Annotated in this window: 19 protein-coding genes and 1 pseudogene; 10 read left to right on the top strand and 10 right to left on the bottom strand. The window is 70.7% G+C overall.

Annotated elements, in window-relative coordinates; genetic code table 11:
• Positions 1-253: 253 nt before the first annotated feature.
• Both QQM72_RS03200 and QQM72_RS03195 read right to left on the bottom strand, forming a co-directional pair.
• Positions 254-1,459, bottom strand: a complete 1,206-nt coding sequence (locus QQM72_RS03200; protein ID WP_314219230.1) for a PP2C family protein-serine/threonine phosphatase — start codon at positions 1,457-1,459, stop codon at positions 254-256.
• Positions 1,456-3,063: a sensor histidine kinase gene (locus QQM72_RS03195; RefSeq protein WP_314219229.1), complete on the bottom strand. Its 1,608-nt coding sequence runs from the start codon at positions 3,061-3,063 to the stop codon at positions 1,456-1,458. Before QQM72_RS03195 ends, QQM72_RS03200 begins: the two co-directional genes overlap by 4 nt.
• Positions 3,064-3,173: 110 nt before the next feature.
• On the opposite strand from QQM72_RS03195, the gene QQM72_RS03190 reads away from it, so the two are divergent.
• The 3 genes and pseudogenes from QQM72_RS03190 (at position 3,174) to QQM72_RS03180 (ending at position 6,389) form a co-directional block, all read left to right on the top strand.
• Complete coding sequence (locus tag QQM72_RS03190; protein WP_314219228.1) at positions 3,174-3,944, top strand: response regulator; 771 nt, start codon at positions 3,174-3,176, stop codon at positions 3,942-3,944.
• Between the two features lie 113 nt (positions 3,945-4,057).
• A pseudogene (locus QQM72_RS03185) lies at positions 4,058-4,648 on the top strand (GNAT family N-acetyltransferase); the annotation flags it as partial.
• Positions 4,649-4,871: 223 nt separating this feature from the next.
• Complete coding sequence (locus QQM72_RS03180) at positions 4,872-6,389, top strand: glycoside hydrolase family 43 protein (RefSeq protein ID WP_314219227.1); 1,518 nt, start codon at positions 4,872-4,874, stop codon at positions 6,387-6,389.
• 86 nt (positions 6,390-6,475) lie between these two features.
• Here the strand turns inward: QQM72_RS03180 and QQM72_RS03175 are convergent, their stop codons facing one another.
• Both QQM72_RS03175 and QQM72_RS03170 read right to left on the bottom strand, forming a co-directional pair.
• Positions 6,476-7,333 (bottom strand): SDR family oxidoreductase, encoded by an 858-nt coding sequence (locus QQM72_RS03175; RefSeq protein ID WP_314219226.1) that lies wholly within the window; start codon positions 7,331-7,333, stop codon positions 6,476-6,478.
• A gap of 126 nt (positions 7,334-7,459) precedes the next feature.
• Positions 7,460-7,870: a hypothetical protein gene (locus tag QQM72_RS03170; RefSeq protein ID WP_314219225.1), complete on the bottom strand. Its 411-nt coding sequence runs from the start codon at positions 7,868-7,870 to the stop codon at positions 7,460-7,462.
• Between the two features lie 233 nt (positions 7,871-8,103).
• Here QQM72_RS03170 and QQM72_RS03165 point away from each other — a divergent pair, with 233 nt between their 5' ends.
• Complete coding sequence (locus QQM72_RS03165; RefSeq protein WP_314219224.1) at positions 8,104-8,823, top strand: DinB family protein; 720 nt, start codon at positions 8,104-8,106, stop codon at positions 8,821-8,823.
• A gap of 248 nt (positions 8,824-9,071) precedes the next feature.
• Here the strand turns inward: QQM72_RS03165 and QQM72_RS03160 are convergent, their stop codons facing one another.
• Positions 9,072-9,539, bottom strand: a complete 468-nt coding sequence (locus QQM72_RS03160; protein ID WP_314219223.1) for a winged helix-turn-helix transcriptional regulator — start codon at positions 9,537-9,539, stop codon at positions 9,072-9,074.
• A gap of 91 nt (positions 9,540-9,630) precedes the next feature.
• Between QQM72_RS03160 and QQM72_RS03155 the strand changes: the two genes are divergently transcribed.
• Positions 9,631-10,131, top strand: a complete 501-nt coding sequence (locus QQM72_RS03155) for a PaaI family thioesterase (protein WP_314219222.1) — start codon at positions 9,631-9,633, stop codon at positions 10,129-10,131.
• A gap of 187 nt (positions 10,132-10,318) precedes the next feature.
• Here the strand turns inward: QQM72_RS03155 and QQM72_RS03150 are convergent, their stop codons facing one another.
• A complete protein-coding gene (locus tag QQM72_RS03150; protein WP_314219221.1) occupies positions 10,319-10,978 on the bottom strand; it encodes a YceI family protein in 660 nt (219 codons plus the stop codon).
• A gap of 810 nt (positions 10,979-11,788) precedes the next feature.
• Between QQM72_RS03150 and QQM72_RS03145 the strand changes: the two genes are divergently transcribed.
• The 3 genes from QQM72_RS03145 (at position 11,789) to gndA (ending at position 15,952) form a co-directional block, all read left to right on the top strand.
• The gene (locus QQM72_RS03145) at positions 11,789-13,483 is read left to right on the top strand and encodes a cellulase family glycosylhydrolase (protein ID WP_314219220.1); all 1,695 of its coding nucleotides are present in this window, start codon (positions 11,789-11,791) and stop codon (positions 13,481-13,483) included.
• A gap of 334 nt (positions 13,484-13,817) precedes the next feature.
• On the top strand, positions 13,818-14,324 hold the full coding sequence (locus QQM72_RS03140; RefSeq protein WP_314219219.1) for a MarR family winged helix-turn-helix transcriptional regulator: 507 nt from the start codon (positions 13,818-13,820) through the stop codon (positions 14,322-14,324).
• A 188-nt stretch (positions 14,325-14,512) separates the two neighbouring features.
• Positions 14,513-15,952, top strand: a complete 1,440-nt coding sequence (gene gndA / locus QQM72_RS03135) for an NADP-dependent phosphogluconate dehydrogenase (protein ID WP_054240726.1) — start codon at positions 14,513-14,515, stop codon at positions 15,950-15,952.
• Positions 15,953-16,018: 66 nt separating this feature from the next.
• Here the strand turns inward: gndA and QQM72_RS03130 are convergent, their stop codons facing one another.
• The gene (locus tag QQM72_RS03130; protein WP_314219218.1) at positions 16,019-17,473 is read right to left on the bottom strand and encodes a glyceraldehyde-3-phosphate dehydrogenase; all 1,455 of its coding nucleotides are present in this window, start codon (positions 17,471-17,473) and stop codon (positions 16,019-16,021) included.
• A gap of 116 nt (positions 17,474-17,589) precedes the next feature.
• Positions 17,590-17,991, bottom strand: a complete 402-nt coding sequence (locus tag QQM72_RS03125; RefSeq protein ID WP_314219217.1) for a DUF3291 domain-containing protein — start codon at positions 17,989-17,991, stop codon at positions 17,590-17,592.
• A 157-nt stretch (positions 17,992-18,148) separates the two neighbouring features.
• Here QQM72_RS03125 and QQM72_RS03120 point away from each other — a divergent pair, with 157 nt between their 5' ends.
• Positions 18,149-18,778 (top strand): MerR family transcriptional regulator, encoded by a 630-nt coding sequence (locus tag QQM72_RS03120; RefSeq protein WP_314219216.1) that lies wholly within the window; start codon positions 18,149-18,151, stop codon positions 18,776-18,778.
• Positions 18,779-19,022: 244 nt separating this feature from the next.
• Complete coding sequence (locus tag QQM72_RS03115; RefSeq protein ID WP_314219215.1) at positions 19,023-19,421, top strand: SseB family protein; 399 nt, start codon at positions 19,023-19,025, stop codon at positions 19,419-19,421.
• 55 nt (positions 19,422-19,476) lie between these two features.
• Here the strand turns inward: QQM72_RS03115 and QQM72_RS03110 are convergent, their stop codons facing one another.
• The gene (locus QQM72_RS03110) at positions 19,477-19,869 is read right to left on the bottom strand and encodes a MarR family winged helix-turn-helix transcriptional regulator (protein ID WP_020126045.1); all 393 of its coding nucleotides are present in this window, start codon (positions 19,867-19,869) and stop codon (positions 19,477-19,479) included.
• Between the two features lie 84 nt (positions 19,870-19,953).
• Complete coding sequence (locus tag QQM72_RS03105) at positions 19,954-20,304, bottom strand: VOC family protein (protein ID WP_054240730.1); 351 nt, start codon at positions 20,302-20,304, stop codon at positions 19,954-19,956.
• Positions 20,305-20,412: the final 108 nt, after the last annotated feature.

Here is a 20,412-nt window from a genome sequence, read left to right as displayed (position 1 = left end):
GATGCGCGGCGCGAACGTCCCGGGGATCGGGGCACGCCGGCGGTCAGCGGCCCGCACGCGACGTACGACCGCCACGGGCCAGCGTCCACCCGGAGCGGCTCGCCGCGCAGGAGCCGGGGTGGGCCGACGACCGCTCCTTCACGTGCCACCGGTCACTGACGGAACGCCCCGAGTCCGTTTGGCGCCACCTGACCGAGGCCGCCCTGCTCGCGCGCTGGTGGCCCCCTGAAGAGCGCCGCCGCTCAGGAAGGTCTCAGGCGTGGGTGGGGCGGATGCCCCAGTCGAGGCGGAGCACGGCGAGGTCGTCGGAGTGGCGCCCGGCGTTCAGCTCGTGGGTTTCCTTGATGAGGAGGTCGACATGAGCGGCCGGGTCTGCCGACGGCAGGGTTCCGATCAGCGTGAGCAGTCCCTCGACGCCGAGCCGTTCGTTCGTCGCCCCGTTGTGCCCCTCGGTGAGGCCGTCGGTGTAGAGGGTCAGGGCACCCGTGGCCGGGAGCGGGATGACGGTGGAGGGCCAGCTGCGCAGCCCGGGAACGATGCCCAGGGCGATGCCGTGCGCGGCGGTCAGTTCCCGGGTTCCCTCGGCCGTGGTGAGCAGGGGCTCGTGATGGCCGGCCAGGTGGAGCGTGGCGGTCGCGGTGTCCTGGTCGAGGGTGAGCAGGGTGCAGGTGGCGAACAGCTGCTGGTTGCCGCGTTCGGCGATCAGGATGCGTTCCATCAGGTGCAGCAGGTCCTCGCCGTGATGTCCGCCGAGTACGAGGGAACGCCAGGCGATGCGCAGGCAGACACCGAGCGCGGCGGCGTCGGGGCCGTGTCCGCTGACGTCACCGACGACGGCGTGCAGCAGTCCGTCGTCTCCCTCCACCACGTCGAGGAAGTCCCCGCCGAGCAGGGCCATCGCGGCGCCGGGCAGGTAGCGGGAGGTCACTCGCACGGTGGAGGTGTCGAGCATCGGCTGGGGCAGCAGGCCGCGTTCCAGACGGGCGTTCTCCTCCGCCCGCAGCCGGGTGGCCTGGGCTTCCGCGCTCGCGCGCTCGGTCTGGCTGCGGTAGACGGCGTAGCGCACCGTCCGGTGCAGCAGGTCCGCTTCGACCTTGCCCTTGACGAGGTAGTCCTGGGCTCCGGCGGCCATGGCGTCGGTGCCCGCCTGCGCCTCGGACAGCCCGGTCAGGACGATGACGGCGGTGTGCGGGGCCAGGGCTCGCACGGCGGCCACCGCGTCGATGCCCGACACGTCGGGGAGGTGCAGGTCGAGGAGGACGCAGTCGATCGGGGCGCCGGCCAGTTCGGTGCGGGCCTCGCCCAGGGTGGTGCGGGTCGTCAGCTCGAACCGCAGCCCCGTGTCGTACAGGAGCTCCTCGACGAGCAGGGCGTCGCCCTTGTCGTCCTCGATCAGAAGGATGCGGTACATCGGCTCTTCGGGCGCCGCTTCGGGACCGGTCGTCATCGCTGTGGTCATCGTGTCTGCTCGGTGCCGGCGCGGTCGGCCTCCGGCAGGGTGGACGGTCCGGGGTTCGCCGGCGGCTCGGGTGCCAGGGTGAAGGCGATGCGGGTGCCGTCCTGGTAGGCGGTGTCGACGCCGATGGTGCCGCCGTGGAACTCGACGATCTTCTTGCACATCGCGAGGCCGATCCCGCTGCCGGAGTAGGCGTCCTTGGTGTGCAGCCGTTGGAAGATCACGAAGACCTTGTCGGCGTACTCCGCAGCGATGCCGATGCCGTTGTCGGTGACGGTGAACCGCCACAGTTCGTCTTCCCGGGCCGCCGTGACATGGATGTTCGGCGCTTCGCCGGGGCGGCGGAACTTGACGGCGTTGCCGATCAGGTTCTGCCAGAGCATGCCCATCTGGGTGGGGTCGGCGACCAGGGTCGGCAGCGGATCGTGGGTGACCGTCGCTCCGGCCTCCTCGATGCCGACGCTCAGCGCGGACAGGGTGCGCTCCAGCACCGTTTCCAGGTCGACGCTCTGGTGGGTGTTGTGCATGCGTCCGACCCGGGAGAAGTCGAGCAGGTCGTTGATGAGGACCTGCATACGGTTCGCGCCGTCGACCGCGAAGTCGATGTACTGGTCGGCCCGGGTGTCGAGTTGCCCTCCGTAGCGCCGCTGGAGGAGCTGGGTGAAGCTGGAGACCTTGCGCAGCGGCTCCTGGAGGTCGTGGGAGGCGACGTACGCGAACTGCTCCAGCTCCGCGTTGGAGCGCTGAAGGTCCGCGGCCTGCGCGTCGAGACGCTGACGCGCCTCTTCGCTGAAGGCGAGTTCCCGAACGAGGCGGCGGCGCATGAACTCGATCTCACCGCTGAGGCGCCGCAGGTCGGCGGGGCCGGTCGGGGTGATGGCATGGCCGAAGTCGCCGTCGGCGATGGTGCGGGCGTCCGCGCCGAGCTGATCCAGCGGCCGGGTGATGCCGCGGCGCAGTCCTTCGAAGACGAAGGCGGTGAGGACGACGACGAGCACCGCGGCGGCGCCGAACACCGCGTTCCGCAGGGCCATCGTGGCCATGAGGTCGTCCCTCGCCCGGACGCGCTCCGCGCGCAGCCGCTCCTGCTGTGCGCTCAGGGCGGCACGTACGTCGTCGAAGTCCTTCTTGCCCTCCGCAGCCCGCTCGGTGGCCAGCGGCGAGGGGGAGCCGGCCGGCGCGGCGGCGATCGGCCGCGCGATCCTCTCCTGCCACTCGGCCAACGCGTCCTGCACGGCTTTCAGGTCGTCCAGGCCGGCCCGGTCGTCGGCGAGCAGCTCGGTGAGTTGCGCGATGCTCGTCTTCTGTTCGGCGAGGCCTTCCTGATAAGGAGTGATGAAGTCCGTCTTGCCGGTGATCCCGTAACCGCGGATTCCGGTCTCCTGGTCGAGAAGAGCCGACTCCAGCCGGATCGCCGTGGTCAGCGCGGGAGACCGCACGTCCACGAGGTCCCTGCTGATCGACTCGGTCCGCGCCAGGATCCATGCTCCCGTGACACCGAGAAGAGCCAGAACCGCCAGGGACGCGGCCGCGCCCACGCGAAGCCACCGCCGGGTCGTCCACGTGGAAAGCCACCGCGCACGCGGTGGTCTCTCACTGCCGGTCATGCTGTGGAACTCCTTACTGCGAACATTTGCCCGAAGGCAACGGTCGGCACACTCTAGACGGCGACAACGCTTGTTGTCGCGAACTCCTCCCGGACCATAGAGTGCCAGGTATGCCAGGCAGGAACTTCGATCTGCGGACCAGTCCGCAGGAGACGGCCGTCATCGCGGACGCCGCGGTCGGCAACCTTGCCCAGCGCCTTGCCCACCGGCTGCTGGAAAGCCCCCCGGACCCGGCACCGGACGACCCGGCACAGGCCCTGGCCCTGCTCCACCTGCTGGACCAGCTCCAACAGGCCGCCGAACGGCTCCAGCGGGAAGCGGCCGTGGCTGCCGCCCGCGCGGGAGCGGGCTACCCGCAGCTCGGCGCCGCCTGCGGCCTGACCCGCCAAGGCGCCCGGCGCCGCTGGCCGGGGCTCTTTCACCACTCTGACGAGACACCCACGGAGCATCCGATGATGACCACCCCCGCCCGCCCGTTCGACGTCCTGCTCGTCGAGGACGACGTCGCCGACGCGATGCTCATCGAGGAAGCCCTCTCCGAGCGTGGAGCGCGCAACCTGGTCCAGGTCACCGACGGAGTCGCCGCCCTGGAGCACCTGCGCACCCCGGGCAACCCGCGGCCCGACCTCATCGTCCTCGACCTGAACATGCCGCGCATGAACGGCCGCGAGCTGCTGAAGGTCCTCAAGAGCGACGAAGACCTTCAGACCATCCCCGTGGTCGTCCTCACCACGTCCACCGCCCCCGGCGATGTTACCGACGCGTACAGCAGCCACGCCAACGCCTACGTGACCAAGCCCGTCAACCTGGACGAGTTCGAGCAGGCCGTCCAGAGCATCGACGCCTTCTACCTCGACACCGCCACCCGGCCCCGCCCCTGAAGCACCGAACCTCTGAGGCACGGAACCCCCGAACCCCCGAACCTCCGAGTTCCTGAAACCCCGAACCCCGGACTCCCAACCTCCACCACGTCCGTCGCGCGGAATTCGGGATCGAGGACCTGGCCGAGCCCGAGCGCGGCGTACTGCCGGCGGGCGAGGTGTCCGTCGAGGCGCCGACGGGCGCACTGCTCCAGGATCTGCTGCTCGAGCACGGCTGGAACGCCGACGAGCCGTGGACGCCGCTGCGCCGTGACCTCACGCGGCCGGTGAAGGATCCGGGCCTGCGGATCGAGGTGACCGGGCCGGCGCAGGTGCGGGCGCGGGCCGCCGTACAGCGGGCGGCGTTCGACGGGTCGACGTTCACGGACGCGCACTGGCACGCGATGGCGGCCGGACCGCCGTACGCCGACGCACGGTGTCTGGTGGGGTACGACGCCCGGGGCAACGCGGTGGCGGCGGTGACGGTGTGGTCGGCCGGGCCGGGGAAGCCCGGCTTGCTCGAGCCGATGGGCGTGCACCGGGAACACCGCGGTCACGGCCACGGCAGGGCGATCACCGTCGCCGCGGCGGCCGCACTGCGGGAACTCGGATCGTCGAGCGCGATCGTCTGCCCCCCGAGCACGAATGCGGGCGCCGTCGCCACCTACAGGTCGGCAGGCTTCCGGCGACTGCCCGAGACCCGGGACCTGCGCCGGGACGCCTGAGCCGCGTCTCACGACCGTCTGCCGCGGCATCGCATCGGGGGAGACCCGCCGGTGAGCTCGGCGGGTCGGTCTCTCGGCGACGGAAACTTTCGGTACGCGGCGGAGAAATTGACAGGAAGCAGCGCGCCGCGCCTACTCGATCGTGATCGTCCGGCTCCGCCGCTGAACCGACCGGACCGGCTCCGCCGGAACCTCCGGCGGGTCACACCAGTGAAAGGACTCGATGAGGGTGTCGAGCAAGCCCGATAAGGCCGAGACCATCGACAACCCGGTGATTCCGGGCTTCCATCCGGATCCGTCCGTATGCCGGGTCGGGGAGGACTACTACCTGGCCTGCTCCAGCTTCGAGTACTTCCCGGGAGTACCGATCTTCCACAGCCGGGACCTGGTGCACTGGGCGCAGATCGGCAACGCCCTCGACCGGCCGAGTCAGCTGCGCCTGCCGCTCGACACCCCGTCCTCGGGCGGCGTCTACGCCCCCACGCTCCGCCACCACGACGGCCGCTTCTGGCTGATCGTCACGAACGTGAGCGCCGACGGCAATCTGCTGGTCACGGCCACCGACCCGGCCGGCCCCTGGTCCGATCCCGTCCGGCTGCCCGGAGTGCACGGCATCGACCCGGACCTCGCCTGGGACGAGAACGGCGACTGCTGGTGCACCACAGCCGGAGTCGGGCAGATCCGCATCGACCCCCACACCGGGGAGACGTTCGGCCCGCAGCGCCGGCTCTGGTCCGGCAGCCCCGGCGCCAAGGCCCCGGAAGCACCGCACCTCTACCGGATCGGCGACTACTGGTACCTGCTCATCGCCGAAGGCGGCACCGAGCGCTGCCACGGCGTCTCGATCGCCCGCGGCCGCACACCCACCGGCCCGTTCGAACCGTGCCCGGCCAACCCGATCCTGACCCACCGGGGCACCGACCACCCCGTCCAGAACACCGGTCACGCGGACCTGGTGCAGGCACCCGACGACTCGTGGTGGATGGTGCTGCTCGGCGTGCGGCCGGGCGGTGGCACCCCGGGGTGGCATGTACTGGGCCGGGAGACATATCTGGTGCCGGTCGACTGGGTGGACGGCTGGCCGGTCGTCGGCGAACTGTCGACCTCGATGCCGGCACCTCCCTGGCCGTTGCTGCCGCAGCCTGCGGTGCCGGACCGGGACGACTTCGAGCAGAGTGAACTCGCCCCGTTCTGGGTCTCGTTGCGGCACCGTCCGCCGGAGGTGTGCACGACGAAGGAGAAGCCCGGCTGGCTCACCCTGCGTGCCCGCGGCGGATCGCTCGACGACACCGACGTGACGTTCGTCGGCCGGCGCCAGCAACACATGTCGTGCCGGGTACGCGTGCTGGCCGACGTCGCGGACGGCCGCGGGGGGCTGGCCGTCCGCCTCGACGAGGAGCATCACTACGACATCGAGGCCTCGTCCGGTGAGGTGCGGGTGCGGGCCCGTATCGGCCCGTCGGACACCGTGGTGGCGTCCCGGTCGACACCCCCCGGGCCCGTGGTCCTGCGCATCGAGGTGGCCGCCGCGCATGCCGTGCACGATGCCCGCACCGGCCCGGACACCGTCACGTTCGGCATCGAGGAGCCGGACGGCACCTTCGTCGAACTGGCCTCACTGGACGGGAAGTACCTCTCCACGGAGGTCGCCGGCGGCTTCACCGGCCGGGTGATCGGCATGTTCGCCGGCGGCGGCGCCGTCCACTTCGACTGGTTCGCGTACGAGCCGGTCGATCGCTGACCCGCCTGGTGCGAGGGAGATGGTCAAAAAGTGACATCACTCCGCTCCGCGACGCCGGAGACGTCGACGCAGGGGCCGCGCGCCGGTCAGCCCCGGCTCGCGCGGACGACGTCGGCGAGCGGGGTGGCGGGGCGGCCGGTGAGGCGGGGCACGGCCTCGCTGACCCCGTCGAGCTCACCGGCGGCGACGGCCGTGTAGGTCGACACCCAGGCGTCGAGCTGCCAGCGCGGGGCGCCGTAGGAGGCGCGGGAGGCGTACGCCTCCTCGACCGTCTCGGGCAGGTAGGTGACGGTGCGGCCCTGCGTCTCGGACAGGATCACCGCGGCCTCGGCGAAGCCCAGGGAGTCGGGCCCGGTCAGGTCGTACACGCAGCCGACGTGCTCGGCCGGGCGGGTCAGCACGGCCGTGGCGGCGTCGGCGACGTCGTCCTGCGCGACGAACGCGGCACGTCCGTGACCGGCCGGACCACGGATGACACCGTCCTCACCGGCCAGGCCGGGGACGAACTCCGCGTAGAGGTTGTCGCGCAGGAACGTGTACGGCAGGCCGCGCGCACGGATGTGCTCCTCGGTGTGGAAGTGGTCGCGGGCGAGGGTGAAGGTGGCGTCCGGCGCGGCGCCGAAGAAGGACAGATACACGAGGTGCTCGACGCCCGCCTGCGCCGCGGCGTCCACGAAGGTCTTGTGCTCGACCAGCCGGTCGGGGCTCTCCGAGGCGGACACCATGAAGACGGTCTTCGCCCCGTCCAGAGCGCGAAGGACGGCGTCGTGGTCGCCGTAACCGCCCTGGACCGGCGTGGCGTCGGGCAGTTCCGGTGCCCGCTCGGGGCTGCGGACCAGCATCCGCTGGGCCACTCCCCGCGCGGCCAGGCGACGGGCGACGCGACCGCCGAGTCGGCCCGTGGCTCCGGTGACCACCAGGGTCGGTCGGGGTGATCCGGTCATGCTGACATCACTTCCGTCAGGTCGGTGTGGGTGGTCGACGCCGGTGTATTGAAACCGGAGCCGGGCCCGTCGACGAGCAGGCGCGCGCTGCGGGCGCGTCGCGCCGGAAGAGGATGACGCCGATGATCAGGGCCGGAACCGGTCCACGGCGGGCTCGGGGTGGTTCGCGGTCGGCTTGCGGAGGTTTCCGACGAGGCCGCCGGCCGCGCCCAGCGACACCAGGCCCATACCGGCGGCGGTGGCCACGCCCTTCACGCCGTCCATGGTCAGGTAGCAGAACGCGGCCACGCCGCCGTTGAACAGGAACAGGAACCAGAGCGTGGACGACTTCGACAGGAACGCCTTGATCTTCGGCTTCCTCGCGATGCGCGAGCCCGCCAGCAGCGAGACGGCGATACCGGCGTAGGTGGCCATGTTCTTCTCGGTGCCGTCGAGGACGGCACCGGAGGCGGTGCTCGCGACGAGGCCGCCCACGAAGAACGACCAGAGCAGCAGGTTGGCGACGAACGACTTCACGGTGGCGAGCAGCGACTTCACGGGGTGTTCCTTCAGGCCGGGGTGCGTGGTTCTGACGATGGAGATCTCTGACGACCACGATCCCGTCGTCCGCCCGCCGCCACGAGAGACCGGCCTCCCGAACCCATGGTGTAGCCCGCTACACCACCTGCCGCTCCGGGGCGCGGGGAATTCGGTGGCGTGCCGTGAGGCGAGCCGTTAACTTCCGCCTGAGCGCGTCGAGTTACGAGGCGCGACCGTGAGGGGAGCCACGCATGGAGACCGAGGGCGCGCGAACCGACCGTCTGGGTGCACTGCTCGACCAGTTCGACCAGGCCAGGGAGATGGCGCAGGTACGGCTGACGGGGCTCGGCGACGAGGAGTACCTGTGGGAGCCGGTGCCCGGTTGCTGGTCCCTCCGGCGCCGGGGGGAAGCGGCGACGCCCAGGGCGTTCGGGCCCGGGGAGTGGGTGCTCGACCTGGGTGCCGCGGACATCCCGGCGAACGAGTACGCCGAGGTCGCCCGGCAGGCCGCCGACGGCATGTCCGTCGCCAGGATCGCCGAGGACTGGAGCGTGAGTGTCGAGCGGGTCGAGCGGGTCCTCGCCCACACCGGCGCCCCGGAGCCCGACGCGACGCCGGTCACGACCATCGCCTGGCGGCTGGGGCACCTCCACTTCGAGTTCGCGGGCATATGGGAGTGGACCTTCGGCGAACGGCGGCAGGACCCGAAGCTCATGGTCGACTTCACGCCCTCGGCCGCCCCGACCCTGGAGCGGTTCTGGGCGGTGATCGACCGCTGGCGGGAGGGCGTCGCAGGCGTCACCGACGAGCAGCTCGACACGGTCGGGTTCTCGCGGTACCCGTACAGCAACGACCGCGACTACCCGTACATCGCTGTGCTCGCGTCGGCCAACCTCGAGTTCATCCACCACATGGCCGAGATCGCGTTGCTCCGCGACCTGTGGCGGTCGCGCTTCACCACCACCGGCTGAGGCGTGTCCGACCATGCGCGGCGTCCGGTGCGGTGCGTCGCAAGGCTTGAGGATCGCCCGTGCACCGGATGTCCTCGGGTGATCCGATACCGCGGCGAGGTGTCCCACCGGACGCCGTGCGTCCGGTGGGAGTGGTCAGACACTCCTCAGGCCGGGCGCCCGGCGCCCTGTGCGGGCGCGGTGGCGTCCTGGCCGCAGGTTGCGAACGGGCCGTGCCGGGTTCGACCCGGAGGCGTACGACGTCACGCTCACGACCGGGGTCGGGCGCCGGGCCCCAGCCGGGCGGTGACCTCCCCCGGGCCGAGCGCGGAGTGTTCGGCGGAGCACTCGACGACGACGCGGAGCGGGGCGCCGCAGTCGGTGTGCCGCACGTCCAGCACGGGACCGTCTGCGTCGAGGGTGTACGCCTCGCCCCACTGGCTCAGTGCCATCAGGACGGGCCACAGGTCCCAGCCCTTGCGGGTCAGGCGGTACTCGTTGCGGGGGCGGCTGCCCGGCTCCCGGTAGGGGACGGTCCTCAGGACGCCGGCGGCGGTCAGTTTGCGCAGGCGGTCGCTGAGGACGGCCTCCGACAGGCCGATATGGCGGTGGAAGTCGTCGAAGCGGCGGACTCCGTTGACGGCGTCGCGCAGGATCAGCAAGGTCCACTTCTCCCCGATCACGTCGAGCGTGCGCTGGACGGGACAGTTCTCCGTGCTCGCCTCAAGCCACTTCATCCCGCCATCCTAGGGCCCTGACTTCGCCATTGACAGTCAGTCGACGGGGAGGCTAGCTTCATTTCAAAAAGCCAGATGGAGGAGCCGGACCGTGGGACGAACGCGTACGTATCAGTGGGAGGATCCGGAGATCCTGGCAGACGCCGCCGGACGCATGGCCGGTCTCGACTTCCTGCGCGAGCTGCAGGCGGGACGGCTGCCGGGACCGCCCGTCAGCCATGCCCTCGACTTCACCCTGGACGAGGTGGAGCCCGGCAGGGCCGTCTTCTCCCTGACGCCCGGCGAGGAGCACTACAACCCGATCGGCAGCGTTCACGGCGGCATCTTCGCCACCCTGCTCGACTCGGCGGCGGGCTGCGCCGTCCAGTCCACCCTCCCGCTGGGTACGGCCTACACCTCGCTCGACCTGACGGTGAAGTTCCTGCGGCGGATCACCGCCGACACGGGCACCGTCCGTGCCATCGGTACGGTGGTCAGTGCCGGTCGTCAAACCGCCCTGGCCCAGGCGCAGTTGTTCGACGCGACAGACCGTCTCCTCGCCCATGCCACCAGCAGCTGCCTGCTCTTCCCGGTGCCTCGCCCTCAGGGATGACCCCGCTCCGTGCGGGACCGGGCCGTCCGGCGAGGCGGCCTCATGCCGCGCTCGGCGCGGACGGCGGGCCACCGGGTGACCGTGTCGCTGTCGGTCATCCCACCGGTGCTGGTGTTCACCTTCTTCGCCCGTGGACGCATCGCCGACGCCACCAGCGGGGCCCCGCGCTCACTTCGGCCCGGGACGGTCAGCCCATGGGGGTGGTGCGAATCGCGGCGATGTCGAACTGGAGGCGCACCTTCTCGCTCACCATGGCGCCGCCCTCGGCCAGTCGCGCGTTGTACGTCAGGCCCCATTCGGAACGGTCGATGGTGGTGGTCCCGTCGAATCCGGCCCGTTCATAGCCGAACGGGTCGGTGACATGTCCTATGTAGGTGAGTTCAAGGGCTACGGGACGAGTGGTCTCTTTGATGGTGAGGTCGCCGGTCATGCGATAGACGTCGGGGCCCGCGAGTTGAACGGCGGTACTGGTGAAACGCATACGCGGATAGGTCGCGGAGTCCAGGAAGTCGCGGCCGGTCAAATGCGCGTCGCGCTGCTCCACGCCGGTGTCGACGCTGGCGGTGGACAACACGATCTCGGCCCGTGAGCGGGCCGGGTTGCGGCCGTCGAAGTAGAGCCGGCTCTGGTACTCCGTGAAAGCACCACGCACGGTGGTCACCAGGGCGTGCCGGACGGAGAAGCCGATACGGCTGTGCGCCGGGTCGATCATCCAGTCGCCGGTCAGCGCCGCGAGGGCGGGATTCGGCAGGCCGGCGGAGGGACGGGCGGGAGAGTCGGCGGGGCGTTGCGGAGCTGTGGGGGGAGCCGGGCGTCGGGGGGATGCGCCACGGGTGAACAGGTTCATGGTTCACGTAGTTACTGCACCGCAGATATCGCCGCAAGCCTTCCTCGGGAGCGACGGCGGATGAATCCGTACCGAAAGGCCGATACACCGTCACGGAATGACCGGTGGGTACAACACCCACACATGCCCGTCACGCCATGGTCAAGTGAATCCACGGACTTCGGCCGGTGGTTCCGCAGGGGACCGCTCGATGAAATCCGGGGAAATCGCCGTCAGGGCGGAACGTCGAAGAGGCGTAGCCGGAGAGTCAGGGTGCTGTAGCAGCGCACCGGCGTGGACAGTTCGGTGAGCGCGGTCGACCAGGGCGGCGCGGGCCGTTTCGTACGCGCGCTCCTCCAGTGCTCAGGACCGGTCGAGGAGTGTGCGGGTGAACGCCCGGCCGCACGACGGGATCGGCCGGACCGGGGTCACGCCCCAGCGCACGGCCGGAAGTTGGTCGTCCGTCAACCCGACGGCGGTGCCGACGGGCCCGCGCGCGTGACGTTCGACGGCGCTGACCCGGCTGCCGACAGTGTCGGGATGCCGCGCGCCTGTCGTGTCTTCGCGCTTCTCCCCACGGGGCTCGGCAGCCTCCCCGCATCCGGCGGGACCCTGCGCGAGGGCTTGACGTGTACTTGACGCAGTGGCTTCATGGGAGCGCTCCCACACGCCACCCCCCGGCACCCGTCACCCCCTCTGCCGCCTGAGTTTCCTGGCCTCACTTCTGGAGTCGCAGTGAGAACGACAAGGAGCACGACAAGGAGCACGACACCGAGCACGACACCGAGCACGACAAGGAGTACGAAGCGAACCACGCGAAGAATCACGGCGATGCGCGCAGCCGTGCGCACGGCAAGGAGCACCACCCGAAGCGCGTCGCGCGCCCACCCCCTGGGCACGCTGTTGACCAGACTCGCGGCCCTCCTCGGCCTGGTCCTCGTCGGTGCCCTCTGCCCGGCCGCCGCCCAGGCCCAGACCCGGTCGCCCGACGCTCTCGCCACCGGCCTGCACATCAGCGACGGCCGGCTGGTCGAGAGCAACGGGAACGACTTCGTCATGCGCGGCGTCAACCACGCCCACACCTGGTACCCGGGCAGGACGCAGCAGTCCCTCGCCGACATCAAGGCGATGGGCGCCAACGCGGTGCGCGTCGTCCTCGCCGACGGCCACCGCTGGAGCGCGAACAGTGCGTCGGACGTGGCGACCGTCGTCGCGCAGTGCAAGGCCAACCGGCTCATCTGCGTACTGGAGGTGCACGACACCACCGGCTACGGCGAGGACACCGCCGCCGGCACGCTCGACCAGGCGGCCGACTACTGGATCGGCCTGAAGGACGTCCTGGCCGGCCAGGAGGACTACATCATCGTCAACATCGGCAACGAGCCCTGGGGCAACACCGATCCGGCGGGGTGGACCGATCCGACCATCGCCGCGATCAAGAAGCTGCGCAACGCCGGTTTCCAGCACACGATCATGGTGGACGCGCCCAACTGGGGTCAGGACTGGCAGGGCGTCATGCGTGCCAACGCCCAGTCCGTGTACGCCGCCGACACCACCGGCAACCTGATCTTCTCGATCCACATGTACAGCGTCTTCGACACCGCGGCGGAGATCACCGACTATCTGAACGCCTTCGTCGACGCCCGACTCCCCATTCTCATCGGCGAGTTCGGCGGCCCCGCCGACCAGTGGGGCGACCCCGACGAGGACACCATGATGGCCACCGCCCAGCAGCTCGACCTGGGCTACCTCGCCTGGTCCTGGAGCGGGAACACCGACCCGATCCTCGACTTGACGATCAACTTCGATCCCGCGCAGCTCAGTTCATGGGGCCAGCGCATCTTCAACGGCGTCAACGGCATCGCCCAGACCGCCGAGGAGGCCACGATCTTCGGCGGCGGCACCCCGGGCGACACCCAGGCCCCCACCGCCCCGGGTACCCCGACCGCCGCCACGGTGACGGCCACCTCCGCCACGCTCTCCTGGACGGCCGCCACGGACAACGTCGGCGTCGCCGGCTACGACGTCGTACGGATCAGCGGCACCACCGAGACCGGAGTCGCCGCCTCGACCACCAACTCCGCCACCGTGACCGGCCTCACCGCGAACACCGCGTACACCTTCGCCGTCTACGCCCGCGACGCCGCCGGGAACCGCTCGGCCCGCTCCGCCTCGGTGAACGTCACCACCGGCAGCGCGCCCGCCGTGGCCTGCTCCGTCGGCTACCGCGTCGTGGGGGAGTGGCCCGGCGGCTTCCAGGGTGACATCACCCTGCGCAACACCGGCACCACCGCCATCAGCGGCTGGAAGCTGGCCTTCGCCTTCGCCGACGGCCAGACCGTCACCAACATGTGGGGCGGGACCGCCACCCAGAGCGGCGGCTCGGTGAGCGTCGCCCCCGCCTCGTACACGTCCACCGTCCCCGCCGGCGGTTCGGTCACCGTCGGCTTCATCGGCAGCAAGGGCGCCACCAACACCGCACCTACCGCGTTCACGCTCAACGGCAGTGCCTGCGCCACCACTTGACCGGCCGGTCCCTGCCGACCGGCGGAGGGCTTCCGGGCCTCCGCCGGTCGGCGGTCCGTAGCTGCGTTCAGCAACGGCGTTCCGCACCGGAAAGGGACTGCCGAAGAGCGGCTGCCGCGTCGCGTTCGGCGCACTCCCGCGAAGCGGTCCTGCCGTTCCGATCTTCCCGCCGTTCCGGTCATCCCGGCTCGCCCGCTCGTCCTGCCGTTCCGGTCATTCCGGCTCGTCCGCTCGTCCTGCCCTTCCCGTCGTACCGGCTGGTCCCACCGTTCCGGCTGGTCCGAGCCCGTCCGGCTCCCCGGGCGGGCAGGGGCCCACCCCGTAGGGTGTGCCCATGTCCACGACGCCCCGCTGGCTCAACGCCGACGAACGACGAGCCTGGCTGGCCTACATCGAGTTCTCCACCCTGCTCGCCGACCACCTCAACCGGCAGCTGCGGCGCGACGCGGGTATGACGCACGCCGACTACAGCGTGCTCGCCCACCTCTCCGCGGCCCCGGACGGCACCCTCGGCATGTCCGAGCTCGCGCAGCGTCTGAAGATCACCCGCAGTCGGCTCACCCACGCGGTGAACCGGCTGCGCGAGGTCGGTCTCGTGGACCGCCGGGAGGATCCCGCCGACGGCCGGGGCCAGCTCGCCTTCCTCACCGAACAGGGCAGGTCCCTGCTGGAGGAGGTCGCCCCGGGGCATGTGGAGGCCGTCCGCCGAGCGGTGTTCGATGCCCTCACCCCCGAACAGGTGCGCCAGTTCGCGGACATCGGCGAGGCCATCAGCGCGGCCCTGGTGCGGGCCGAGAACACCGAGGCCGACCCCGCGGGGCTGCCCTGGCGACGCCGTTAGCGGGTCGGGCGACCCGGGCGGTCGCGCCGGTCCGGGCGGCTCGACGAGGCCCGACCGGCTCACGGAATCGCTGATCGTCGCAAGGAATCGGTGACGGATCGAGAAGAACCGGCCGACGGTCCGTACCTGGGGGTACCGGGGGGCCGCCCGCCCCTTCGACCACGCCACCGATCCTAGGGACGTACCTCGTGAACGCAACCGCCGCCATCGGCGTCACCGGCCTCGGCGTGATGGGCCGCAACCTCGCGCGCAACTTCGCCCGCAACGGCTACACCGTCGCCGTCCACAACCGTTCCGCCGGTCGCACCCGCGCGCTCGTCGAGGAGTTCGGCCACGAGGGCGCCTTCGTCCCCGCCGAGTCGGCCGCGGACTTCGTGGCCGCGCTCGAACGGCCCCGCCGGCTGATGATCATGGTGCAGGCGGGCGCGGTCACCGACGCGGTCATCGACGAGTTCGCCCCGCTCCTGGAGCCCGGCGACATGATCATCGACGGTGGCAACGCCCACTACGCCGACACCCGCCGCCGCGAGGAGGCCCTGCGCGAGCGCGGTCTCCACTTCGTCGGCGCCGGCGTCTCCGGCGGCGAGGAGGGGGCGCTGAACGGGCCGGCCGTCATGGTGGGCGGCTCGACCGAGTCGTACGACGTCCTCGGCCCGATGTTCGAGTCCATCAGTGCGAAGGTCGGCGGCGAGCCCTGTGCCACGCACATCGGCACCGACGGCGCCGGGCACTTCGTCAAGATGGTGCACAACGGCATCGAGTACGCCGACATGCAGCTCATCGCCGAGGCGTACGACCTGCTGCGCCAGGTCGCCGGCTACACCCCGGCGGAGATCGCCGACATCTTCCGTACCTGGAACGAGGGCCGGCTCGGCTCCTACCTGATCGAGATCACCGCCGACGTCCTCGGCCACACCGACGCCACCACGGGCCTGGCCTTCGTCGACATCGTCGCCGACGCCGCCGGTCAGAAGGGCACCGGCCGCTGGACCGTGCAGACCGCCCTGGACCTGGGCTCCCCGGTGACCGCCATCGCCCAGGCCACCTTCGCGCGCGCCGCCTCCGGGCAGAGCGCACTGCGCGCCGCCTACGCCGGCCTCCCCGGGGGCACCACACCCCCGCTCAGCCGCACCGAGGCCACCCGCTTCACCTCACAGGTCGAGCACGCCCTGTACGCCTCGAAGGTCATCGCCTACGACCAGGGCTGGAAGATGATCCAGGACGCGGCCGGCGAGTTCGGCTGGAAGATCGACCTCGGTGCGGTCGCCCGGATCTGGCGCGGTGGCTGCATCATCCGCGCCTCGTTCCTCGACCGCATCCGCGCCGCGTACGCCGCCGACCCGGACCTGGTCAGCCTGCTCGGCGAGATGGAGTTCGCCATGGAGATCACGGACGCGCAGGTGCCCTGGCGGGAGACGGTGGCCTCCGCCGCCCGTCGTGGCATCCCCGTGCCCGCCTTCTCGGCCGCGCTCGCCCACTACGACACCCTGCGCGCCGAGCGCCTGCCCGCAGCCCTTCTCCAGGGCCAGCGCGACTACTTCGGCGCCCACACCTACCAGCGCACCGACCGTCCCGGTGCCTTCCACACCCACTGGGCCGAGGCCGACCGCCCGGAGACGTCGGCCTGACACACGGGAGTGGGGCGCCCTCGGCCCAGGGCGCCCCACTCCTTGCTCCGTATGTCGCCGCCGGTCTCAGACGCCCGTCGCCGGGTACGTCGGGTACTCCACCCCGGAGACGTGCTGGACGACACGGACGACCTGGCAGGAGTAGCCGAACTCGTTGTCGTACCAGAGGTAGAGGATCGCGTTGTCGCCGTCGACCTTGGTGGCGCCTGCGTCGATGATCGAGGAGTGGCGCGAGCCGATGAAGTCCATCGAGACCGCGTCCGGTGCCGTGGTGAAGTCGATCTGGCGCCTGAGCGGCGAGGTCAGTGACACCTCACGGAGGTGATCGAGGACCTCCTCGCGGGTCGTCTCCCGGCCGAGCCGCAGGCTGAGGATCGCGATCGAGACGTCCGGCACCGGCACGCGGATCGAGCTGCCGGTGATGGGCGCCTTGAGGTCGGGCAGCGCCTTGGCGACCGCGGAGGCCGCGCCGGTCTCGGTGATGACCATGTTCAGCGGCGCCGAACGGCCGCGACGGTCGGCCTTGTGGTAGTTGTCCAGCAGGTTCTGGTCGTTGGTGAACGAGTGGACGGTCTCGACGTGGCCGCGCAGCACGCCGTACTCGTCGGCCATCGCCTTCAGCGGCGGGACGATCGCGTTGGTGGTGCAGGAGGCGCAGGACAGGATCTGCTCGTCCGGCTTGATGGTGTCGTGGTTGACGCCGTGCACGATGTTCGGCACATCGCCCTTGCCGGGCGCGGTCAGCACGACCTTGTCGATGCCCGGCCGCAGGTGCTTGGCGAGGCCCTCGCGGTCGCGCCACTTGCCGGTGTTGTCGATGAGGATGGCGTTGCGGACGCCGTACGCCGTGTAGTCGACCTGGCTCGGGTCGTCGGCGTAGATCACCGTGATCTCGTTGCCGTTGGCGATGATCCTGTTGTTGGCCTCGTCGACCGTGATCGTGCCCTGGAACTGGCCGTGCACCGAGTCGCGGCGCAGCAGGGACGCGCGCTTGACGATGTCCTCGGCGGCCCGCTCGCCGCCGCCGCGCACCACGATGGCGCGCAGTCGCAGGCCGTTGCCGGACCCGGACTTCTCGATGAGCAGACGGGCGACGAGCCGGCCGATGCGGCCGAAGCCGTACAGGACGACATCGCGCGGCTCTTGCCGGTCGATCTTGTTCGCGCCGGTGGCGCCGGCCACGGCCTCCGCGGTGAACTCGGCCACCGACAGACCGCGGTCGTCGGCCCGGTAGGTCGCGGCGAGCATGCCGAGGTCGATCTGCGACGGGCCGAGGTCGAGCGCGGTGAGGGCCTCGAGGAACGGCAGCGTCTCGGTGACCGAGAGCTCCTCACCCGCGATCTGGCGGGCGAACCGGTGGGTCTTGAGGATGCTGACCACCGACTTGTTCACCAGGGAGCGGCTGTGCAGCAGGACGGTCACGTCCCGCTCGCGGTGCAGCTTCCCGATCATCGGGATCATCGACTCCGCGATCTCCTCGCGGTTCTTCCAGTTGGTGAACGAATCGTCGTTGAGCGTCACGGGCCTATCTTTCGAGCTAGGTGGCGCTCATATGCTAACCCTTCGGTCATTCGATCATTCAAGCGGGCCCGCGCTCAGGTGTGCACCCCATGACGTGAGGCCTCGCGGAGGGGGTTTCAGCCGCCGGTCCGCTCCTGGTCGGCGAGCCGCTGCCGGGCGTCCGTCCAGTCGATGGGCAGGTCGGCCGCCGGTACCTCCCAGAACGTGAAGACCGAGCCCTTCGTCGTGGGCCGCAGCCCTTGCATGATCGACCTGTGCGGCTCGGTCCCCGCGTACGTGTACAGCGCGGCCTTGTCCTCCCAGGCCGACAGGGTCCAGAAGGTGCGCTTCAGCGGCTGGGCGATCAGTGAGGCCCCGTAGGCGCCGGGCGCGCCGGAGACCTGCTTCCAGGCCCTGAGGGACTGGGCGAAGAAGCGCGGCACGTCCTTGAACGAGCGCAGCTCGAACCGGGACGCCATGACGAACGCCTCGGTGTCCGGAGCGGGGGTGTCGACGGTGTTCCAGCGCAGGGTGGGCATGGCTGTCGCCTTCTCTTCGGTGGATGCGAAGCAGTATTGGATACCTTCACTATCTATGTTAGACAGTGAAGGTATCCAGTTTTCAAGGGCAGTGCCGACCGAATTTCAAGGGCAGTGCCGGACCGAAACCGAACCGCAGGAACCGGAGCCGAACCGCATGCGCATCTCCGAGCTGAGCCGCCGCAGCGGCGTCTCCGTGACGACGATCAAGTACTACCTCCGCGAGGGCCTGCTCCAGCCCGGTCGGCAGACGGCGGCGACCCAGGCCGAGTACGACGGCCTGCACCTGCGCAGGCTCCGTCTGATCCGCGCCCTGACCGGCGTCCGGGGGCTGTCTGTCAGCACCACCCGAGAGGTGCTGGACGCCCTCGCGGAGCACGCCGGCGACACCCACCGCCTGCTCGGCCTCGCCCTGGGTTCGCTCCGGGTGGACGACGAGCCCGCCGAGGAGACGCCGGAGGCTGCCGAAGTGAGCGCGCTGGTCGAGGAGTTGGGCTGGGACGTGCACGAGTCGGCGCCCGCCAGGGCCACCCTCGCCGAGACCCTGTCCTCGCTGCGCTCCCTCGGCGTCCCGCTGGACCGGCGCACCCTGCTGCCGTACGCGCGGCTCGCCGAGCGCACCGCCACCCTCGATCTCGACCAACTCGACGGCTTCACCGATCCGTTGGAGGCCGCCGAACGCGCGCTGCTGCTGACCGTTCTGCTGGAGCCCGCGCTGATGGCGCTCAGGCGCATGGCGCAGGAGAACGAGTCGGCCCGCCGACACCCCTCCCAGGACCTGCCGTAACCGGGGACCGGCGTACGGGCATCTCCGGGCCGGCCGGGGAACCCTGTCGCAACGGTCGGAGGGGAACCCCTTCCCGGCCGGCTCCGGGCCGCCTCTCCATGGATCACACGCATCGCACGGACCGTCCGGATCTGTGCTGGGCATGTGGTGGTCGGCGCCCCGGTGGCCGGCGGGGGATTGAGCGGCTGCCGGTCGGGTACGCGTGGCCGGACCGCCGCTACGGCCGCTACCAGGGGAGACCGTCATGGAGACACCCGCGCACGACCGCATCGACAACCCCGCAGCGCTGGCGCTGGACGCGCTGGCCCGGGACACCGGGGACACCGCCGCACTGGACACGCTCGCGCACTGCGACGTCCTGGTGCCGGTGCCCGACGACGCCATCGACGAGGACGTCACCAACCCGGCCACGGTCGCGCTGCCCGTCCTCGAACAGCCCGGTGGCGCGCCCGTGGTGCCGGTGTTCACCTCCGAACCGGAGATGGCGGACCTGCTGCCCGAGGTCGCCCGCTACCGACTCGTGCCTCTCGGCGCGCTCGCCGCGCAGTGGCCGACCGGTGAGCTGTCCCTGTCGATCGACGCCGCCGGCGACCATCCGCTGACGCTCACCTCGGAGGGGGTCCGCACGCTGCTGGCCCGCTGACCCACGGACGCTTCCCCCGATCGGGCTCCCCCGCGGACCGGGGGAGCCGGGGAGCCTAGGACTCGGCCAGCATCCGCCCCAGCACCGCCCGCTGGAGCGGCAGTACCTCGGTGTGCAGGTCGCGGCCCTTACGGGTGAGGGCGACCCACACCCCGCGCCGGTCCTCCACGCAGACGGAACGCTCCACCAGGCCTTCCTTCTCCAGGCGGCCGATGAGCCGGGACAGCGCGCTCTGGCTGAGGTGCACCCGTCCGACCAGGTTCTGCACCCGGCACTGGTCGCCCTCCCGGGGTGCCTCGGAGGCGAGGATGTCGAGCACCTCGAAGTCGCTCGCCCCGAGACCGTGCGGGTGCAGCGCGCGATCGATCTCGCACATCGTGCGCGCGTGCACCGACAGGATGTCCCGCCACCGCTCTTCGAGGCCCGCCCCGGCCGTCTTCGCTGCCATATGTGCACGGTAACACCGATACAGCGATTCATTGAGTGTGCAACTAGTGCGGGTGCAAGCGGTTGCTCAGGTACCTCAGGCGTCTCAGGCGGCCGGGTCCTGGAGCAGCCCCACCAGGTTGCCGTCGGCGTCCTTCACGAAGGCGATCAGCCTGCCGCCGCCGACGTCCTGGGCGTCCTGGAGCAGCTCCGCGCCCGCCGCGACCAGCGCCGCGAGCCGCTCGCGCAGGTCCGTGACGTGCCAGTACGGAACCGGCCCGGTCATGCCCTTGGCGTGTCCGTTCGGGTCGAGACCGACGTCCTGCCCCGCGGCCTTGAAACCGACGTAGTAGGGCTCGTCGGCGTAGGGCTCGACCTCCAGCAGCACGCTGAACAGGGCCTTCGCCCGGGCGAGGTCCTTGACGGGGTAGATGATCGTCTGCATGCCGGCGCTCATGGCGTTCTCCTCGTTGACGTGCGGTGGGCGGGAACGGGTCCGTGTTCCCGCACTGCTCACGCTAGGCCGGGGAGCGGCTGACGGCTTCTCCGATCCTGACCGGTTGGG

The sequence above is a fragment of the Streptomyces zaehneri genome, assembly GCF_032248645.1.
Lineage (GTDB): Bacteria > Actinomycetota > Actinomycetes > Streptomycetales > Streptomycetaceae > Streptomyces > Streptomyces coriariae.
Note: the sequence above shows the minus strand (reverse complement) of the source record. Positions and strands in the feature narration are given on the sequence as shown.